The organism is Streptomyces sp. NPDC006798 (assembly GCF_040635975.1).
In the GTDB taxonomy this organism is placed as follows: Bacteria; Actinomycetota; Actinomycetes; order Streptomycetales; family Streptomycetaceae; genus Streptomyces.
Genome location: NZ_JBEYIS010000014.1, coordinates 81,642 through 99,921 on the forward strand (window position 1 = coordinate 81,642; position 18,280 = coordinate 99,921).

The window sequence follows — 18,280 nt, forward strand, 5'->3', positions numbered from 1 at the left end:
GGAGAGGATGTCCGCGTGTCCCGCCGAAAAATCGGCTTCTGGTACCGCCTGGCGGCGGTCATCGCCAAACCGCCGCTGCTCGTTCTGTTCAAACGGGACTGGCGCGGCACGGAACACATTCCGGCCGACGGCGGATTCATCACCGTGGTCAATCACAACTCGTATCTCGACCCGCTTTCGTATGCGCACTTCCAGTACAACACCGGACGCGTACCGCGCTTTCTCGCGAAGGCCCCCCTCTTCCGTACCCCGTTCGTCGGGATGATGCTCCGGGGTACCCGGCAGATTCCCGTCTACCGGGAATCCAACAACGCCCTCGACGCCTACCGGGCCGCCGCGCGGGCCGTCGAACGCGGCGAGTGCGTCGCCTTCTACCCCGAGGGCACCATCACCCGGGACCCCGGCATGTGGCCCATGGCGGGCAAGACCGGTGCCGCCCGGATCGCCCTGGAGACCAGGGTCCCGGTGATCCCGGTCGCCCAGTGGGGTGCGAACCTGGTGATGCCGCCGTACGCCGAGGAGAGGAAGATCAGGCTCTTCCCCCGGAAGACCCTGATCGTGCAGGCCGGACCGCCGGTGGACCTCAGCGGGTTCTACGATCTGGAGCCCACGCCCGAGGTGCTGAAAGAGGCCACGGAGGTCATCATGGGCGCCATCACGGCGCTCCTGGAGGAGGTCCGCGGCGAACAGGCGCCCCGGGAGCCGTGGGACCACCGCACAGCCCGTGCAGAACAGCGGCGCAAGGCCGCAGGGGAAGGACAGCAGTGACACAATCGGCCCACCTCGCCGACCGGCCCGTCAAGGCAGCCGTCTTCGGGACCGGTTCCTGGGGGACCGCCTTCGGTACGGTGCTCGCGGACGCGGGCTGCCGGGTGACCCTCTGGGGGCGCCGCGCGGAGCTGGCGGAGGCCGTCAACACCACCCGTACCAACCCCGACTATCTGCCGGGTATCGAGCTGCCCGCCGGGCTGCGGGCCACCACCGACCCGGCCGAGGCACTGGACGGCGCCGACTTCACCGTGCTCGCCGTGCCCTCGCAGACGCTCCGCGGCAATCTCGCGGCCTGGGCGCCCCTGCTGCCCCCCGAGACGGTGCTGGTCTCCCTGATGAAGGGGGTCGAACTGGGCACCACCAAGCGGATGAGCCAGGTCGTCGAGGAGGTCGCCGGGGTGCCCGCGGAGCGGGTCGCGGTGGTCACCGGACCCAATCTCGCCCGGGAGATCGCCCGGCGGCTGCCCGCCGCCGCGGTCGTCGCCTGCCGGGACGAGGAGGTGGCCCGCCGCCTCCAGGCCGCCTGCCACACCCGGTACTTCCGGCCCTACACCAATACCGATGTCGTCGGCTGCGAGCTGGGCGGCGCCGTGAAGAACGTCATCGGGCTCGCCGTCGGCATCGCCGACGGCATGGGACTCGGCGACAACGCCAAGGGCTCCCTCATCACCCGCGGCCTCGCCGAGACCACCCGGCTCGGCCTCGCCATGGGCGCCGACCCGCTGACCTTCTCCGGGCTCGCCGGGCTGGGCGACCTGGTGGCGACCTGCTCGTCGCCGCTGTCGCGCAACCACACCTTCGGGCTCAACCTCGGCAAGGGCATGACGCTGGAGCAGACCATCGCGGTCACCAAGCAGACCGCCGAGGGCGTCAAGTCGTGCGAGTCGGTACTCGACCTGGCCCGGCGGCACGGGGTCGACATGCCCATCACGGAGACCGTCGTCGGGATCGTCCACGAGGGCAAGGCGCCCGCCGTCGCGCTCAAGGAGCTGATGTCCCGCAGCGCCAAGCCCGAACGCCGCTGACGGACCGTCGCCGCCGCCTTCGCGGGCGGCGTGGCATCCCGGGACGTACGACCCTTACCGCGCCCGGCCGTACGGCCCCGTCTCCCGTCCGGTCGTACGGCACCCTTTCCCGCCCGGCCGTACGGTGCCCCGCGCCCGGCCGGACCGGCGGCGCCGGGCCCGGTCCACCGGTCCGGCGGCCGACCGGAGCCGGGCCCGCGGGCCGAACTCCCCGCGACCCGGCCCGCGTCGGGCGGAGCGGAACGGACCGTACCGGTACGGGGGATCCCCCGGTGCCGGGCCATGACCCTCCCGGGGGACCCGTCGCGGCGGATCCCGGCCCCGTGCCGACCCTGGCGGATGACGGTTCGCACGGTAGTCTCAGGACGATATGAGCACCCAGAACCTCCCCCAGACCTCCGATCAGCAGGGCCGCAGGCCCCGGGTGGCCGTCGTCTTCGGCGGGCGCAGCTCCGAGCACGGGATCTCCACGGTCACCGCCGGTGCCGTGCTGAGGGCCATCGACCGGACCCGGTACGACGTCATCCCGGTCGGCATCACGGTCGACGGCCGCTGGGTGCTGACCGCCGACGACCCGGAACGGATGGCCATCACCGACCGGCGCACCCCCGAAGTCGCGGAGCTGACCGACGGCGCCGACGGCGCCGTGGTGCTCTCCGCCGAACCCGGCAGCCGTGAACTCGTCTACAGCGAGCCCGGGGCCGTCCCCAAGACGCTCGGCGAGGTCGATGTCGTCTTCCCCGTACTGCACGGCGTCTACGGCGAGGACGGCACCATCCAGGGCCTGCTGGAGCTCGCCGGGGTGCCGTACGTCGGCTCCGGCGTCCTCGCCTCCGCCGTGGGGCAGGACAAGGAGTACATGAAGCGGATCCTGGTCTCCTACGGGCTGCCCGTCGGCCCGTACGAGGTGATCCGCCCCCGCGAGTGGGAGCAGGACCAGGGCGCCGCCCGCAAGCGGCTCCTCCGGCTCGCCGACGAGCACGGCTGGCCGCTCTTCGTGAAGCCCGCCCGGGCCGGTTCGTCGATCGGGATCAGCAAGGTCACCTCGGCCGACGGGCTGGACGCCGCGATCGAGGAGGCCCGCCGCCACGACCCCAAGATCATTGTCGAGGCGATGGTCCGGGGCCGCGAGATCGAGTGCGGAGTGCTGGAGTTCGAGGACGGGCCGCGGGCCAGCGTCCCCGCCGAGATCCTGGTCGACCAGGACGGCCAGTTCTACGACTTCGAGGCCAAGTACATCGACTCGGCCGACGGGGTCGTCCCCGCGAACCTCACCGAGGAGCAGACCGCCGAGGTCCGCCGGCTGGCCGTCGCCGCCTTCGAGGCCACTAGCTGCGAGGGCCTGGTCCGGGCCGACTTCTTCCTCACCGACGACGGCCGGTTCGTGATCAACGAGATCAACACCATGCCCGGGTTCACCCCGATCTCGATGTATCCGCGGATGTGGCAGGAGACCGGGGTCTCGTACCCCGAACTGATCGACCTGCTGATCGGCGCTGCGCTGCGCCGCTCCACCGGCCTGCGCTGACGGACCGCGCCGGGGCGAGAGCGCCGGAGCGCACGGCCCGTACCGGGCCCGGTGAACCCGGGCCCGGCCGCCGGGCCCGGGTGCACCGGATCCCGCCGGGGAACCGGGAGCAGGGGGCTACGGGACGTCGAGCACGGCCGGGACGGCCTCCTTCACCGCGTCGGCGAGCTGGGCCAGCGGCGTGGAGTCGTGTGCGTACCGCTCGTCCATCGACACCTCCACATAGGCCGTGCGGAACGTGGTGGTGAAGCGGGTACCGCCGTCGGTCTCCTCCAGCAGCCAGCCGACGCCCTCCGCCTCGATGCCCTGGGCCGCCGGATCGCTCATCCCCTCGGGCCGCGGCACCCCGCAGCGCAGTACGATCGCCGCGTCACCCCAGCCGGCGGTCAGCGCCGACGCGGGCTCGGGGTCGGAACGGTCCTGTCCGCCGACCGTCTCCGGCAGGGCCCCGTCCAGCGCCTCGCAGACCGCCGACTCCTCGGCATCGGGACGGGGGACGGCGACCTCGGGCCGGTCCGCGGTACACGCGGAGACGGCGAACAGCACGGCCGCGGACAGAGCGAGCGGAAGGGCCGGGACCGCGCGGCGGGAACGCGCGGGAACGCGGTGGCGGGAGCGGGACCGACGGGCGGAAATCACCGCCCCAGGGTAGACGGGGGCTACAGGTGCACGACCGGGCAGGTGAGGGTACGGGTGATGCCGTCGACTTGCTGGACCTTCGCGACCACCAGACGGCCCAGCTCGTCCACGGTGTCGGCCTGGGCCCGCACGATCACGTCGTAGGGGCCCGTCACGTCCTCCGCCTGAATCACTCCCGGAATCTTCCCGATGGTCTCGGCGACGGCCGACGCCTTGCCCACTTCGGTCTGAATCAGGATGTACGCCTGTACCACGGAACCTCCTGGGCGGCCCTGGGTCCGCTTCCCCGTTCGACGGTGTCATCGGCGCCCTCGGCGCCCCGGGCGGGGAAACCCCAGGGGGGAGAAAGGGACGCCACGGTATCGCGTCGCCGCGGGCGACGGGGAGACCCGCGCGCCGGGTGGCGTCCGTAGTGTGGCGCGGGTCGAGCGCACATTGACGTATCCCTTGACGGTACCGAGCGGCCCGGCGGGTCGCGACCGCTCGGTGACGGGGGCGCCCGGCGGCCCCGTCCGGCGCGACCCGCCACAGCACGACAGCCCGGCCGGGTGGTCCGGCGGGACGACGGAGAGGTGAGACTCGGGTGAAGGGCACTGTGGGCGAGTTGGGAGAGTTCGGCCTGATCAAAGAGCTCACCTCCCGGCTCACCTCCACCCCCGCGGTCCGGATCGGACCCGGTGACGACGCGGCCGTCGTGGCCGCGCCCGACCGGCGGGTCGTGGCGAGTACCGACGTACTGCTGGAGGGGCGGCACTTCCGCCGCGACTGGTCGACGGCGTACGACGTCGGACGCAAGGCCGCCGCGCAGAACTTGGCCGACATCGCGGCCATGGGCGCCGTCCCCACCTCCCTCCTGCTCGGTCTGGTCGTCCCGGCCGACCTCCCCGTCACCTGGGCCACCGAACTCATGGACGGCATCCGCGACGAGAGCCAGGTGGCGGGCGCGGCCGTGGTCGGCGGCGACGTCGTCCGCGGCGAGCTGATCACCCTCGCCATCACGGCCCTCGGCGATCTGCGCGGCCACGAGCCCGTCACCCGGGGCGGCGCCAGACCCGGTGACGTCGTCGCCTACACCGGCTGGCTCGGCTGGTCGGCGGCCGGTCACGCCGTCCTCTCCCGGGGATTCCGCTCACCCCGCGCCTTCGTCGAGGCCCACCGGCGGCCCGAACCCCCGTACCACGCGGGGCCCGCCGCCGCCGGGCTCGGCGCGACCGCGATGTGCGACGTCAGCGACGGGCTGATCGCCGACCTCGGGCATATCGCCGAGGCCAGCAAGGTACGGATCGATCTGCGCTCCGGCGCGATCGACATCCCCGGCCAGATGAACGACATCGGGCAGGCCGTCGGGGTCGATCCGGTGCAGTGGGTGCTCACCGGGGGTGAGGACCACGCGATCGTCGCGACCTTCCCGGCCGACACCAAGCTCCCGGCGCGCTGGAAGGTGATCGGCGAGGTGTTCCGTCCGGCGGCGGCGCCCCAGGTCACCGTGGACGGACTGCCGTGGACCGGCGGAAGCGGCTGGGACCACTTCGGGGACGGATCATGAGAGGGGCGGGCAGGATATGAGCGCGGACGCGGGTACGGACACGGACACGGACGCGGGTGCGGTGGTGCCGGGCCGGGTGCCCGGCGCGCGGCCGGGCGGCGATCCGGGCGGCGGCGGTACGGGACCGGGCGCGCGGGTCGCGCCGCCCCGGGTCCTGACGGTCGCCGGATCCGACTCCGGCGGCGGCGCCGGAATCCAGGCCGACCTCAAGACCATGCTCGCCCTCGGCACCCACGGCATGAGCGTGATCACCGCGGTCACCGCGCAGAACTCCCTCGGTGTCCAAGGGGTCTGGGAACTCCCGGAGGAAGCCGTCCGGGCCCAGTACCGCAGCGTCGTCGACGACATCGGCGTCCAGGCCGTGAAGACCGGCATGCTGGCATCGGCCCGGCTCGTGGAGACCGTCGCCGCCCTGCTCGCGGAGGTCGAAGCGCCGGTCGTGGTCGACCCCGTGGGGGTCTCCAAGCACGGCGACTCACTGCTCGCCGAGTCGGCGCTGGACGCGGTACGCGGCGTACTGCTGCCGCTGGCCACCGTCGCCACCCCCAACCTCGACGAGGTGACCCAGCTCACCGGAGTCGCCGTCGAGGACGAGGACGGAATGCGCCGGGCCGCCGGGGCGATCCTGGCGTACGGGCCCCGCTGGGCACTGATCAAGGGCGGCCATCTCGCGGGCGACGCGGTCGATCTGCTCACCGACGGCACCGCGGAGCACTGGCTGCGCGCCCCGCGCCACGACAACCGCCACACCCACGGCACCGGCTGCACCCTGGCATCGGCCATCGCGGCGGGGCTGGCGAAGGGGATGACGGTGCCGGAGGCGGTGGCGGCGGCGAAGACGTATGTGACGGCGGCGATTCTGGAAGGCTTCCCCCTGGGCGGCGGAGTGGGCCCGGTCCACCACGGCGTCACGCTCCCCTGAGGACCCGTGCCCCTGTGCGGTGCTCGCCGTAGTGCTTGCGGTGTATACCGACTGCGGCCCGTCGGTGGCTTGTCGCGCAGTTCCCCGCGCCCCTCAACGCTCTCCCGCTCCTCGCCCCTGAAACGACGAGGTCCCGCCTCTCTCTGAGGGCGTTCAGGCGGGCAACCAGGGGCGCGGGGAACTGCGCGAACGGTCACCGACGGGGCGCAGTCGGCATACACCGCCAGGGTTACGGCGGAGCGCCGCTTGGCGCCGGGCCGGAGAGCCAAGGCGCCGGGGGCCGTGGGCGCGGTCGCCCACGGAAAAATCCCCGGGCGGGCCCACCTTGGTGAGGTGGGCCCGCCCGGGGTAAAGGCAACCGGAAGGCTGCGCTAGCGACGGAGCATCCGCGTTAGCGCGAGACCTTGCCGGCCTTGATGCACGAGGTGCAGACGTTGAGCCGCTTCGGCGTCCGACCGACCACGGCACGCACGCGCTGGATGTTCGGGTTCCAGCGACGAGACGTACGGCGGTGCGAGTGCGAAATGTTGTTGCCGAAGCCCGGCCCCTTGCCGCAGACGTCGCAGTTGGCAGCCACGGGTCACTCCAAAGACTTCAGATGCACGTACAGTGAATTCCGGCGTGCCGGAAATCAGTAACTGACTCGGTGGCTTTGCCGGGAGATGGACGGCCTGATTTTCATCAGGCAACCGGAGCAGCATACAACGGCTTCGTCCTTTCCATGAAACTACCATGTCCGCCCGCCCCGCCCCCGCCCCCTGCCTCACCGGCGCACGGGGTCTACCCTGCGGTGCGACCCCGCCGACCGGGCCCGCCCGGGACCGCGCGTGCCCGGCAGCGGACGAGCCCACGACGGAGGAGGACCCCCAGGTGCCGCAGAAACTCGACGCCGCAGCGGTACGGGTCTGGTGCGCCGGGGCGCTGGAGTCGCTGGGCCGGGAGCGCGAGGAGATCGACGCGATCAATGTGTATCCGGTCGCGGACGGTGACACCGGTACCAATCTCTATCTGACGGTCGAGTCGGCCGTGACGGCCGTCGAGGCGGTCTTCGCCGCGCACGAGACGGCGGATCCGGACGGCGGCGAGCCGGAGACGGCGGCGGTGATCGGGGCCATGGCGCACGGCGCGCTGCTGGGCGCCCGGGGCAATTCGGGCACGATCCTGGCCCAGCTGCTGCGCGGGGTCGCGGACCGGGTCGGCGCGGGCGCCGGGCTCGCGGAGGCGCTGGACCGGGCCGCCGTACTGGCCCGGGAGGCGGTGGCGCACCCCGTGGAGGGCACCATCCTGACCGTGGCGTCGGCCGCCGCCTCGGCCGCGGCCGAGGCGGAAGCCGAGGGCGGCCCCGGGGACGCCGGTGCGGCCCGCGCCGCGTACGACGGCGCGCGTACGGCGCTGGCCGCGACCCCGGGCCAGCTCGACGTGCTGAGCCGGGCGGGCGTGGTCGACGCGGGCGGCCGGGGGCTGCTCGCCGTACTGCGGGCCCTGGTGGCGGCGCTGACGGGGGAGTCGCCCGCGGTGCCCGCCCGCTCCCACGCCCCGGTCGCGGCGGTCGGCCCGGCCGGTCCCGGGGAGTGCGGCGACGGCGGCCCGGCGTTCGAGGTGATCTATCTGCTGGAGGCCGGCGACCCGGCCGTGGCCCGGCTGCGGGCCCGGCTCGACGCCCTGGGGGAGTCCCTGGTGGTGGTCGGCGGCGACGGGCTGTGGAACATCCACGTCCATACCGACGACGCGGGCGCCGCCGTCGAGGCGGGTGTGGAGGCCGGCCGTCCGCACCGGATCCGGATCACCCATCTCACCGGGGCGGCCCCGGGACCCGTACCGGAGCAGGTCCAGCGGGCCGTCGTGGTGGTCGTCCCCGGCGAGGGCCTCGCGGAGCTCTGCGCGGAGGCGGGCGCGACGCCCCTGCTGGCCCGCCCCGGGGAGCCGCCCGCCAGCGGGGAGCTGGTGGAGGCGATCCGCCGGGCCCACGCCCGGGAGGTGGTGCTGCTGCCGAACTCCGCCGAGCTGCGGCACACCGCGGCCGCGGCGGCCGAGCAGGCCCGTACGGAAGGCGTCCGGGTCGCCCTCGTGCCCACCCGCGCCGCCGTCCAGGGCATCGCGGCCCTCGCGGTCCACGAGCCGGGCCGCCGGTTCGACGAGGACGTGGTGGCGATGACGGCGGCGGCCGGGGCCACCCGGCACGCGGAGCTGGCGGTCGCCGAACACCGGTCGTGGACCAGTGCCGGGGTCTGCCAGGCCGGGGACGTCCTCGGCCTGATCGACGGGGACGTCGCCGTCATCGGCCAGGACGTCGCGGAGACCGCCGTCGCCGTACTGGACCGGATGCTGGCGGCGGGCGGCGAGCTGGTCACCCTCGTCCTCTCCGGGGACCTGCCGGACGGCACGGCGACGGCCGCCCGCCTGGAGCGGCACGTCCGGGAGGCGTATCTGGCCGTGGACACCGTGGTCTACCAGGGGGGACCGGGCACCAGCCCGCTGCTGATCGGGGTGGAGTGAGGGCCGTCCCGTACGGCCGCGGCCCCGGATGTCGGTGCCGTGGTGTGCAATGGACGATGTGTCCGTCCTGAGTGAACCCCTCAAGAAGACGCTCGGCCCCGCCACCGCGAAGGTGCTCGGCGAGCAGCTCGGCCTGCACACCGTCGGGGATCTGCTGCACCACTACCCCCGGCGGTACGAGGAGCGGGGCCAGCTGACCCGCCTCTCCGAGCTGCCGCTGGACGAGGACGTGACCGTGGTCGCCCAGGTCGCCGACTCCCGGGTGCACACCTTCAACGGCGGCCGGGGCAAGCGTCTCGAACTGACCATCACCGACGGCAGCGGCCGGCTCCAGCTCGTCTTCTTCGGCCGCGGCGTCCACAAGCCGCAGACCGAGCTGCCGCCCGGCAGCCGGGCCATGTTCGCCGGGAAGGTCTCGGTCTTCAACCGCAGACTCCAGCTCGCCCACCCCACCTACGCCAAGCTGGGCGCCGAACCCGGCGGCGGAGACGGTGCCGGGGGCGGGGGCGGGGGCGGCGAGCCCGGGGGGCCGGGCGCCGCCGGGGGAGACGACGCGGCCGTGGAGTCCTGGGCCGGCGCCCTCATCCCGATCTACCCGGCCTGCAAGGGCATGGAGTCGTGGAAGATCGCCAAGGCGGTGGACGCGGTGCTGCCCAGGGCCCGGGACGCGGTGGACCCGCTGCCGGACGCGCTGCGCGAGGGCCGGGGCTTCGTACCACTGCCCGAGGCGCTGCTGAAGGTGCACCGGCCCCGCACCAAAGCCGATGTCGAGGACGCCAGGGCCCGGCTGAAGTGGGACGAGGCGTTCGTCCTCCAGGTCGCGCTGGCCCGGCGGCGGTTCGCGGACGCCCAGCTCCCCGCGGTCGCCCGCCGGGCCCCGGCGGACGGGCTGCTCGCCGCGTTCGACGCCCGGCTGCCGTTCACCCTCACCGAGGGCCAGCGGAAGGTGACCGCCGAGATCTTCGACGACCTGGCCACCGAACACCCGATGCACCGGCTGCTCCAGGGCGAGGTCGGCTCCGGCAAGACGCTGGTCGCGCTGCGGGCCATGCTCGCGGTCGTGGACGCGGGCGGCCAGGCGGCCATGCTCGCGCCCACCGAGGTGCTGGCCCAGCAGCACCACCGCTCGATCGTGGAGATGATGGGCGAGCTGGCCGAGGGCGGGCTCCTCGGCGGGGCCGAGCACGGCACCAAGGTGGTGGCCCTGACCGGCTCCATGGGTGTCCCGGCCCGGCGGCAGGCCCTGCTGGACCTGGTGACCGGCGAGGCGGGGATCGTGATCGGTACGCACGCCCTGATCGAGGACAAGGTCAAGTTCCACGATCTCGGTCTGGTGGTCGTGGACGAACAGCACCGGTTCGGGGTCGAGCAGCGGGACGCGCTGCGCTCCAAGGGCAAGCAGCCGCCGCATCTGCTGGTGATGACCGCCACCCCCATCCCGCGGACCGTCGCGATGACCGTCTTCGGCGATCTGGAGACCTCCGTCCTCGACCAGCTGCCCGCCGGGCGGTCCCCGATCGGCAGCCATGTGGTGCCCGCCCGGGACAAGCCGCACTTCCTCGCCCGCGCCTGGGAACGGGTCCGCGAGGAGGTCGGCAAGGGCCACCAGGCGTATGTGGTCTGTCCGCGGATCGGTGACGAGGCCGACGAGAAGCCGAAGGGCAGGAGCGCGACCGCGGCCGACACCGCCGCTGAAGGTGGCGCCGACGCGGCGGAGAAGCGGCCTCCGCTGGCCGTGCTGGACGTCGCCGCCGATCTGGCGGGGGGCGCGCTGGCCGGACTGCGGGTCGAGGTGCTGCACGGCCGGATGCCCCCCGACGACAAGGACGACGTGATGCGCCGCTTCGCCGCGGGCGAGGTGGACGTCCTGGTGGCGACGACCGTGATCGAGGTCGGGGTGAACGTCCCCAACGCCACCGCGATGGTGATCATGGACGCGGACCGGTTCGGCGTCTCCCAGCTCCACCAGCTGCGCGGCCGGGTCGGCCGGGGCTCGGCCCCCGGGCTCTGTCTGCTGGTCACCGAGGCGCCGGAGGCGAGCCCCGCCCGGGCCAGACTGGGCGCCGTGGCCGCCACCCTCGACGGCTTCGAGCTGTCCCGGATCGACCTCGAACAGCGCCGTGAGGGCGATGTGCTGGGCCAGGCCCAGTCCGGGGTCCGCTCGTCGCTGCGGATGCTCGCCGTCATCGAGGACGAGGAGGTCATCGCGGCGGCCCGGGAGGAGGCCGTGGCCGTGGTCGCCGCCGATCCCGAGCTGTCCGGCCTGCCCGAGCTGCGGACGGCGCTGGACGCCCTGCTGGACGCGGAACGCGAGCGTTATCTGGACAAGGGCTGAGCCGCGCCCGGAGCCGTACCGCCCGAGGCCGGGCCGGGGCGGGACTCGTACGGCTCCGGGAACCGCGCGGCGCCCGGACGGCCCGGCGGCGTGTGCGGTCCACGGGTCGTACGGCGGGGCCCGCCGCGCGCCGGGGCGCGGGCGCGCGGCGGGCGGCCGGGAGCTGAGAGAATGATCGCGGCGGCCGTGCTCCCGCGCGATCCGCCGGTATCCGACCCCGCCCCGGCCGAACCGTCCGGCCGGGGCGACCGCCGACCCGACCGACCCGCTTCGACCACAAGGACCGAGATGACCCGCGTGATCGCCGGTACGGCCGGCGGGCGTCGGCTCGCCGTACCGCCCGGCACCGGTACCCGCCCCACCTCCGACCGGGCACGGGAAGGGCTCTTCTCCACCTGGCAGTCCCTGCTGGGCACGGTCGACGGGATCCGGGTCGCCGATCTGTACGCGGGCTCCGGCGCCGTCGGTCTGGAGGCGCTCTCGCGGGGCGCGGCCCACGCCCTGCTGGTGGAGGCCGACGCCCGGGCCGCCCGGGTGGTCCGGGAGAACGTCCGCGCCCTCGGGCTGCCGGGCGCGGAGGTCCGTACCGGCCGGGCCGAGCAGTTGATCGCCGGGCCCGTGCCCGGTGCCCCGTACGACGCCGTCTTCCTCGACCCGCCGTACGCGGTCGGGGACGATGATCTTCGGGAGATCCTGCTCACACTCCTGGCCGGGGGGTGGCTTGCGGACGGCGCCCTCGTCACCGTGGAACGGAGCACCAGAGGCGGAACCTTCCGCTGGCCGCCGGGTTTCGAACCGCTGCGGTCCCGTCGCTACGGCGAGGGAACGTTTTGGTACGGTCGCGCCGCCTCTGTCTGCGACGAGGCATCCATGGGCGAAGACGCCTCATGACCGGACCGGAGAGCGAGGGACTTCCAGTGCGCCGCGCAGTCTGTCCCGGGTCGTTCGACCCGATCACCAACGGACACCTCGACATCATCGCCCGCGCCTCCAAGCTGTACGACGTCGTCTACGTCGCGGTGATGATCAACAAGTCGAAGCAGGGCCTGTTCACCGTCGAGGAGCGGATGGAGCTGATCCGCCGGGTGACGGCCGACTACGGGAACGTGGTCGTCGAGTCCCACCACGGACTGCTGGTGGACTTCTGCAAGGAGCGGGACATCCCCGCCATCGTCAAGGGGCTGCGGGCCGTCAGCGACTTCGACTACGAACTCCAGATGGCCCAGATGAACAACGGGCTCTCGGGCGTCGAGACGCTCTTCGTCCCCACCAACCCCACCTACAGCTTCCTCTCCTCCAGCCTGGTCAAGGAGGTCGCGGCCTGGGGCGGGGACGTCTCCCATCTGCTGCCCCCGGCGGTCCGGGAGGCGCTGGCGCGGCGGCTCGCCGAGAAGTGACCGTCCGTACCGGTTCCGCCCCGTACAGTCGTCCGCGCGACTCCCGTACCAGCGCAGGAACGGCGGAACCCCGGTGGACGTGCAGAAGAAGCTCGACGAGATCGCCGCGGCGCTGGACGGCGCCCGGTCGCTGCCCATGTCCGCCTCGTGCGTCGTCAACCGGGCCGGACTGCTCGCCCTGGTCGACGCGGCGCGGGCGGCGCTGCCCGGCTCCCTCGGCCGGGCCCGGGAGCTGATCGGCGAACGGGAGCGGCTGGTCGCGGGGGCCCGGGCGGAGGCGGGCCGGATCGTCGACGAGGCCCGCGCCGAACGGGCCGCCCTGCTGTCCGGGACCGGGGTCGCCCGGGAGGCGGAAGCGGAGGCCGCACGGATCCTCGCCGAGGCCCACCGGGCCGCCGCGGAGATCCGTACCGACGCGGACCGGTACGTCGACTCCAGACTCGCCAACTTCGAGGTCGTCCTCACCAAGGCCATCGGTTCGGTCGCCGTGGGCCGGGAGCGGCTGCCGGGCCCGTACGCGGAGCCGTACGCCGCCCCCGCGGTCCCCGGCCCGCGCCCGGAGGCGCCGGAAGCGGCGGCAGGTCCGGAACCGGCGGTACCGGATCCGGTGGCGGCCGCCGAGCGGGCCGACGCCTCCGCCCGGGCCACCCTCGACGCCTTCGAGACCGTGCTCACCAGGACCCTGGAGGCGGTCGGGCGCGGCCGCCGCACCCTGTACGCGCGTACGGGAGACGATCCGGCCGGGTTCCGGGACGCGCTCGCCGCCCCCGAGCGGGCCACCAGCGACGCCGAGTATCTGGCCGGTCTCGCCGAGCCGCCCGGCCGCGCCTTCCCGGCCGGGCCGGTGACCGGGGGCTGAAACCGCCCCACCGGGCCCCGGCGGGGCCGCCCGGCGCCGTACGGGATCGACCGCGCGCGGCCGGCGCCGTACGGGATCCGCCGCGACCCGGCCCGCCCGGCACCGGACCCGTGCGCCGGTGTCACGGTCCGTAGGGACAGCTCGCGGATATCTCGCGTGACCCGGCCGCAGAACCCGGCCGACGGCGGCGCTCCGGCCGTCCGAGGCCGGGACGATCGGGACCGGATTGGGCCGATGGCGCCCGGTCCAGTATCCTGGCTCTTCTGGTCGCGCCTCGTTCGCGATCCCGGCTGCCCGTATCCCCTCGCCGGGGACGGCGGCCCTCCCCATCCGACGCATCAGCCCGGCGCGTCGGCACGACCCGAAAGCAGGAAGCGCCCTGAACGCCCGCCTCGACCACCGCGACCCCCTCGTGTTCGACACACACGAGCTGGGGCGGCGTCCCGGCGCGCTCCAGCGGCTCTCCCGCTCCGTGCCGGCGCCGAAGGACCTGGGCATCGAAGACGTCGTGGCCGTGCCCGAGGGCGCGCCCGTCGAACTGGAACTCCGCCTGGAGTCGGTCATGGACGGAGTGCTCGTCACGGGCACCGCCCGTGCGTCGGCCGAGGGGGAGTGCGTAAGGTGTCTGGAGCCGCTGCGACTCGATGTCGTCGCGGACTTCCAGGAGATGTTCACGTACCCCGCCGCCGACGACCGGGGCCGCGGCCGTGCCGCGGAGCCCGGCGACGACGACGAGGACGAGGACATCCTCTTTCTCGAGGACGGCCTGTTCGGCCTCGAACCCGTGCTGCGTGACGCGGTGGTGCTCGCCCTGCCGATGCAGCCGGTGTGCCGGGAGGACTGTGCCGGACTCTGCGCCCAGTGCGGAATCCGGCTCGACGACGACCCGGACCACCACCACGACGCCGTCGACATTCGTTGGGCGGCACTGCAAGGACTCGCCGGCACCGTTCGGGACGGCGAGAAGGACAACATGGGCGGCGCCGGCTCCGGCGTCGACGAGAAGCAGGAGAAGTAGCCGTGGCTGTTCCGAAGCGGAAGATGTCGCGCAGCAACACGCGCCACCGCCGGTCGCAGTGGAAGGCTGCGGTCCCCACCCTGGTTTCGTGTGAGCGTTGCCAGGAGCCCAAGCTGCAGCACATCGCGTGCCCCAGCTGCGGCACCTACAACAAGCGCCAGGTCCTCGAGGTCTGAGCGGCTGGTGAGAGGCCCGATGTCTGAGCTGTCCAACGCCGGAGACGAAAAGCCGGCGGACAACGCCGACGCGGTCGACGCAGCCTCGCCCCACGCGCTTCTGGAAGGGCGGCTCGGCTATCAGGTCGAGTCCGCCCTTCTGGTGCGTGCGCTGACCCACCGCTCGTACGCGTACGAGAACGGCGGTCTGCCCACCAACGAGCGGCTGGAGTTCCTCGGGGACTCCGTCCTCGGCCTGGTGGTCACCGACACCCTCTATCGCAGCCATCCCGACCTCCCCGAGGGGCAGCTCGCCAAGCTGCGGGCCGCGGTGGTCAACTCGCGCGCGCTCGCCGGGGTGAGCCGCGGCCTCGACCTGGGCTCCTTCATCCGGCTCGGCCGGGGCGAAGAGGGCACGGGCGGCCGGGACAAGGCGTCCATCCTCGCCGACACCCTCGAAGCGGTGATCGGCGCCGTCTACCTCGACCAGGGGCTCGACGCGGCGTCGGAGCTGGTGCACCGGCTGTTCGACCCGCTGATCGAGAAGTCGTCCAACCTGGGCGCCGGTCTGGACTGGAAGACCAGTCTTCAGGAACTGACCGCCGCCGAGGGCCTCGGAGTCCCGGAGTACCTCGTCACCGAGACGGGTCCGGACCACGAGAAGACCTTCACCGCTGCTGCCCGCGTCGGTGGTGTCTCGTACGGCACCGGCACCGGCCGCAGTAAGAAGGAGGCGGAGCAGCAGGCCGCCGAGGCGGCCTGGCGGGAGATCCGCAGCGCCGCCGACGCGCGGCTGGCCGCCGAGCAGAAGAACCAGCAAGCGGAAGCCCCCGGGACGGACCGGGGCGAGACCGGGAACGGTGGCCGGGCCGACGCCTGACCACTGCTTCCGCCCTATGGGGCGACCGCAGGTCCGAGCCCCCTTTCCGGCAATGCCGGAAAGGGGGCTCGGCGCCGTTCACGACCCCCGTTCGGCGGTACGCTGCGGGCGTCGGCGAGAGCGCAACCGGAGGATGCCGTGCCCGAACTGCCCGAGGTCGAGGTCGTACGCCGGGGACTCATGCGATGGGTCACCGGGCGGACCGTCGCCGAGGCCCAGGTCCTCCATCCGCGGGCGGTGCGCCGCCATCCGGCCGGCGCCGTCGACTTCGCCGCCCGGCTGACCGGGCAGAGCCTCGGCTCGGCCTGCCGCCGGGGCAAGTACCTGTGGTTCCGGATCGGGGCGGGGGACATGTCGCTCCTCGGCCACCTCGGAATGAGCGGCCAACTGCTGGTCCAGCCCGAAGACGCGCCCGACGAGCGGCATCTGAGGATCCGGTTCCGCTTCGACGACACCATCGGGACCGAGCTGCGCTTCGTCGACCAGCGCACCTTCGGCGGACTCTCGGTCCATGACAACACCCCCGACGGGCTGCCGTCGGCCATCGCCCATATCGCCCGCGACCCGCTCGACCCGGCCTTCGACGACGAGGCGTTCCTGGTCGCCCTGCGGCTGCGGCGGACCACCGTCAAACGGGCCCTGCTGGACCAGACGCTGATCAGCGGGGTGGGAAATATCTACGCCGACGAGGCGCTGTGGCGGGCGAGGGTGCACTACGACCGGCTCACATCGGGCCTCGACCGGCCCCGGGCCGCCGAACTGCTCGGACATGTCCGCGATGTGATGACGGCCGCCCTCGCGGAGGGCGGCACCAGCTTCGACAGCCTCTATGTGAATGTGAACGGCGAATCGGGATACTTCGACCGGTCGCTCGACGCCTACGGGCGGGAGGACGAGCCGTGCCGCCGCTGCGGTACGCAGATCCGGCGCCGCCCGTGGATGAACCGCTCCAGCTACTACTGTCCCCGCTGCCAGCGCCCGCCCCGGCCCTGACGGCGGGCGGTCCGGCCCCGGGCCCCCGGATCGCCGGGCTGACCGGGCCCCCGGGATCAGTAGCCGAAGTTCTGGGTCCACCAGGGGCCGCCGTCGCCCAGATGGACACCGACGCCGAGGGTCTTGTAGTCGCAGTTCAGAATGTTCGCGCGGTGGCCTTCGCTCTTCATCCAGGCATCCATCACCGCCGCCGCGTCGCCCTGGCCGCGGGCGATGTTCTCGGCCGCCAGGTTCTTCACCCCGGCCTGCTCGGCCCGATCCCACGGAGTGTCGCCGTCGGGGTCGGTGTGGTCGAAGAAGCCGCGCCCGGCCATGTCGGAGCTGAAGTTCCCGGCGAGCTTCGCCAGCCCCGCGTCGTAGCGCAGGGGAGAGCAGCCCGCTTTGGCGCGCTCCTGGTTGACCAGCTCCAGGACCTCGGCCTCCATCGTGGACTCGGTGGTGGTCGCGGCGGTCCGCTTCCGCTCCGGGGCCTTGCTCTTCGGCGCCGGGGACGGGCTCCGCTTCGAGGCCTTGGCGTCGTGTCCGCCGGTGCGCTGCGCGGGGACGGTCGCCTTACGGGACGCCGGGGCCTCCCGCTCGATCCGCTCACGGGCCGACTCCTCCGCCTTCTCCCGTTCCGCGGGGGAGGGGGACGGCTTCGCCGCCGGGGAGCCGCTCGGGGAGCGCGACGGCAGATGCGGGGCCGCCGGGCCCGAGCCGGTCGTACCCGCCGTGGGGGACGAGCCGCTGTCGCCCTGGGTCTGGAGCGTCGCCGGGCCCTGGGACCTGACGGCTCCGCCGGGCGCGGCCTCGCCCCCGGTCACCAGGGTGTCGCCGCCGGGCAGCAGCCCCGACGCCATGGCCACGGCACCCATGGCCACCGCGGCGGAGGCGCCGAGCAGCCCCGTACGCAGGGGTACTCCCCGGCGTTTGGTGGTGCTTCGATGACGTCCCATCTGGCTGTGCCTTCCTCGTACCGCGGAACCCGGAGCGCACGAACACATCGCTTACCGGACCCCATCCGGGCAAAACCGGAGACGGGCTCGCCCGAACGGGTGACGTTCATTGCGAGGGGACTGTACGCCATGAGCCGAGTGACGGAAGTGCCTCCTGAGGAAGCAGTGCGGACCGTGCGACGGCTACCTTGACGCCATGAACGACGCGGCACGACTGACGGCCTGGGTACGCGGGCGAGTACAGGGAGTGGGCTTTCGTTGGTTCACCAGGGCAAACGCCTTGGAGATCGGCGGGCTCACGGGATTCGCCCTCAATCTCGACGACGGCCGGGTACAGGTGGTGGCCGAGGGGTCACGTGAGAATTGCCACCGTCTCCTGGAGTGGCTCCGCTCCGGCGACACACCCGGGCGCGTCGACGGTGTCACTGAGATCTGGGACACGCCTCGCGGGGGATACGACGGTTTCGCGATTCGTTGACCCGGCGCCCCGGACGCCACCCGCACGGCGGACGCCGCGGATCGCCCCCGGCACCCGCCCGAGCGGGAAACGGGCTGGTGGTTGCCAAGGTCGACGGTTCGTGCCAGGCTGCGCGGGAACGGATGATCTCCACGCCCCCGGGCCCCGGAAGACCGCCCGCGCCGCCCCTGAGGCGGTCGGATGCCGGTCGGTGCCGCCCCCGCAGCGGGGCGTGATCGTGTTGACCGTCAAACTTTTTGGTGAGACTCTGGAATCCCCGCGCACCCTAGCTGTTCGGCAGTAGGAACCGCAGCGAGATCAGCG

General features: G+C 73.2%; 19 protein-coding genes. 15 read left to right on the forward strand and 4 right to left on the reverse strand.

Features of this window, described 5'->3' with window-relative positions:
* Window positions 1–15 precede the first annotated feature (15 nt).
* The 3 genes from ABZ714_RS12245 to ABZ714_RS12255 all read left to right on the forward strand — a co-directional run bounded on the left by ABZ714_RS12245 (window position 16) and on the right by ABZ714_RS12255 (window position 3,324).
* The gene (locus ABZ714_RS12245; RefSeq protein WP_358825107.1) at window positions 16–768 is read left to right on the forward strand and encodes a lysophospholipid acyltransferase family protein; all 753 of its coding nucleotides are present in this window, start codon (window positions 16–18) and stop codon (window positions 766–768) included.
* Window positions 765–1,796 carry an NAD(P)H-dependent glycerol-3-phosphate dehydrogenase gene (locus ABZ714_RS12250; RefSeq protein ID WP_358825108.1) on the forward strand — a complete coding sequence of 344 codons (1,032 nt, stop codon included), beginning with the start codon at window positions 765–767 and terminating at the stop codon, window positions 1,794–1,796. Before ABZ714_RS12245 ends, ABZ714_RS12250 begins: the two co-directional genes overlap by 4 nt.
* Window positions 1,797–2,166: 370 nt before the next feature.
* Window positions 2,167–3,324, forward strand: a complete 1,158-nt coding sequence (locus ABZ714_RS12255; RefSeq protein ID WP_358825109.1) for a D-alanine--D-alanine ligase family protein — start codon at window positions 2,167–2,169, stop codon at window positions 3,322–3,324.
* A gap of 117 nt (window positions 3,325–3,441) precedes the next feature.
* Here ABZ714_RS12255 and ABZ714_RS12260 read toward each other — a convergent pair whose 3' ends face one another.
* On the reverse strand, window positions 3,442–3,963 hold the full coding sequence (locus ABZ714_RS12260; protein WP_358825110.1) for a DUF3515 domain-containing protein: 522 nt from the start codon (window positions 3,961–3,963) through the stop codon (window positions 3,442–3,444).
* 20 nt (window positions 3,964–3,983) lie between these two features.
* A complete protein-coding gene (locus ABZ714_RS12265; RefSeq protein ID WP_358825111.1) occupies window positions 3,984–4,217 on the reverse strand; it encodes an Lrp/AsnC ligand binding domain-containing protein in 234 nt (77 codons plus the stop codon).
* A 329-nt stretch (window positions 4,218–4,546) separates the two neighbouring features.
* Here ABZ714_RS12265 and ABZ714_RS12270 point away from each other — a divergent pair, with 329 nt between their 5' ends.
* The gene (locus ABZ714_RS12270) at window positions 4,547–5,509 is read left to right on the forward strand and encodes a thiamine-phosphate kinase (protein WP_358825112.1); all 963 of its coding nucleotides are present in this window, start codon (window positions 4,547–4,549) and stop codon (window positions 5,507–5,509) included.
* A gap of 16 nt (window positions 5,510–5,525) precedes the next feature.
* A complete protein-coding gene (gene thiD / locus ABZ714_RS12275) occupies window positions 5,526–6,431 on the forward strand; it encodes a bifunctional hydroxymethylpyrimidine kinase/phosphomethylpyrimidine kinase (RefSeq protein ID WP_358825113.1) in 906 nt (301 codons plus the stop codon).
* A 391-nt stretch (window positions 6,432–6,822) separates the two neighbouring features.
* On the opposite strand, the gene rpmB is transcribed toward thiD, so the two are convergent.
* Window positions 6,823–7,008, reverse strand: a complete 186-nt coding sequence (gene rpmB / locus ABZ714_RS12280; RefSeq protein WP_003957616.1) for a 50S ribosomal protein L28 — start codon at window positions 7,006–7,008, stop codon at window positions 6,823–6,825.
* A 293-nt stretch (window positions 7,009–7,301) separates the two neighbouring features.
* On the opposite strand from rpmB, the gene ABZ714_RS12285 reads away from it, so the two are divergent.
* The 9 genes from ABZ714_RS12285 to mutM all read left to right on the forward strand — a co-directional run bounded on the left by ABZ714_RS12285 (window position 7,302) and on the right by mutM (window position 16,564).
* A complete protein-coding gene (locus ABZ714_RS12285; protein WP_358825114.1) occupies window positions 7,302–8,927 on the forward strand; it encodes a DAK2 domain-containing protein in 1,626 nt (541 codons plus the stop codon).
* 49 nt (window positions 8,928–8,976) lie between these two features.
* Window positions 8,977–11,262 carry an ATP-dependent DNA helicase RecG gene (recG, locus tag ABZ714_RS12290; RefSeq protein ID WP_358825115.1) on the forward strand — a complete coding sequence of 762 codons (2,286 nt, stop codon included), beginning with the start codon at window positions 8,977–8,979 and terminating at the stop codon, window positions 11,260–11,262.
* A gap of 288 nt (window positions 11,263–11,550) precedes the next feature.
* The gene (gene rsmD / locus ABZ714_RS12295; protein WP_358825116.1) at window positions 11,551–12,153 is read left to right on the forward strand and encodes a 16S rRNA (guanine(966)-N(2))-methyltransferase RsmD; all 603 of its coding nucleotides are present in this window, start codon (window positions 11,551–11,553) and stop codon (window positions 12,151–12,153) included.
* A 26-nt stretch (window positions 12,154–12,179) separates the two neighbouring features.
* Complete coding sequence (gene coaD, locus ABZ714_RS12300; RefSeq protein WP_358825117.1) at window positions 12,180–12,659, forward strand: pantetheine-phosphate adenylyltransferase; 480 nt, start codon at window positions 12,180–12,182, stop codon at window positions 12,657–12,659.
* A 73-nt stretch (window positions 12,660–12,732) separates the two neighbouring features.
* Window positions 12,733–13,518: a hypothetical protein gene (locus ABZ714_RS12305; protein ID WP_358825118.1), complete on the forward strand. Its 786-nt coding sequence runs from the start codon at window positions 12,733–12,735 to the stop codon at window positions 13,516–13,518.
* A 379-nt stretch (window positions 13,519–13,897) separates the two neighbouring features.
* Entirely contained in the window at window positions 13,898–14,536 is a 639-nt protein-coding gene (locus tag ABZ714_RS12310; protein ID WP_358825180.1) for a YceD family protein, read from the forward strand.
* 2 nt (window positions 14,537–14,538) lie between these two features.
* Window positions 14,539–14,712 carry a 50S ribosomal protein L32 gene (rpmF, locus tag ABZ714_RS12315; protein WP_003965982.1) on the forward strand — a complete coding sequence of 58 codons (174 nt, stop codon included), beginning with the start codon at window positions 14,539–14,541 and terminating at the stop codon, window positions 14,710–14,712.
* A gap of 19 nt (window positions 14,713–14,731) precedes the next feature.
* Window positions 14,732–15,571 carry a ribonuclease III gene (gene rnc, locus ABZ714_RS12320; RefSeq protein ID WP_358825119.1) on the forward strand — a complete coding sequence of 280 codons (840 nt, stop codon included), beginning with the start codon at window positions 14,732–14,734 and terminating at the stop codon, window positions 15,569–15,571.
* A gap of 138 nt (window positions 15,572–15,709) precedes the next feature.
* The gene (mutM, locus tag ABZ714_RS12325) at window positions 15,710–16,564 is read left to right on the forward strand and encodes a bifunctional DNA-formamidopyrimidine glycosylase/DNA-(apurinic or apyrimidinic site) lyase (protein ID WP_358825120.1); all 855 of its coding nucleotides are present in this window, start codon (window positions 15,710–15,712) and stop codon (window positions 16,562–16,564) included.
* A 56-nt stretch (window positions 16,565–16,620) separates the two neighbouring features.
* On the opposite strand, the gene ABZ714_RS12330 is transcribed toward mutM, so the two are convergent.
* Window positions 16,621–17,499, reverse strand: coding sequence for a CAP domain-containing protein (locus ABZ714_RS12330; protein WP_358825121.1), 879 nt, complete (start codon window positions 17,497–17,499; stop codon window positions 16,621–16,623).
* A gap of 196 nt (window positions 17,500–17,695) precedes the next feature.
* Between ABZ714_RS12330 and ABZ714_RS12335 the strand changes: the two genes are divergently transcribed.
* Entirely contained in the window at window positions 17,696–17,977 is a 282-nt protein-coding gene (locus ABZ714_RS12335; RefSeq protein ID WP_045852843.1) for an acylphosphatase, read from the forward strand.
* The last annotated feature ends 303 nt before the right edge of the window (window positions 17,978–18,280 follow it).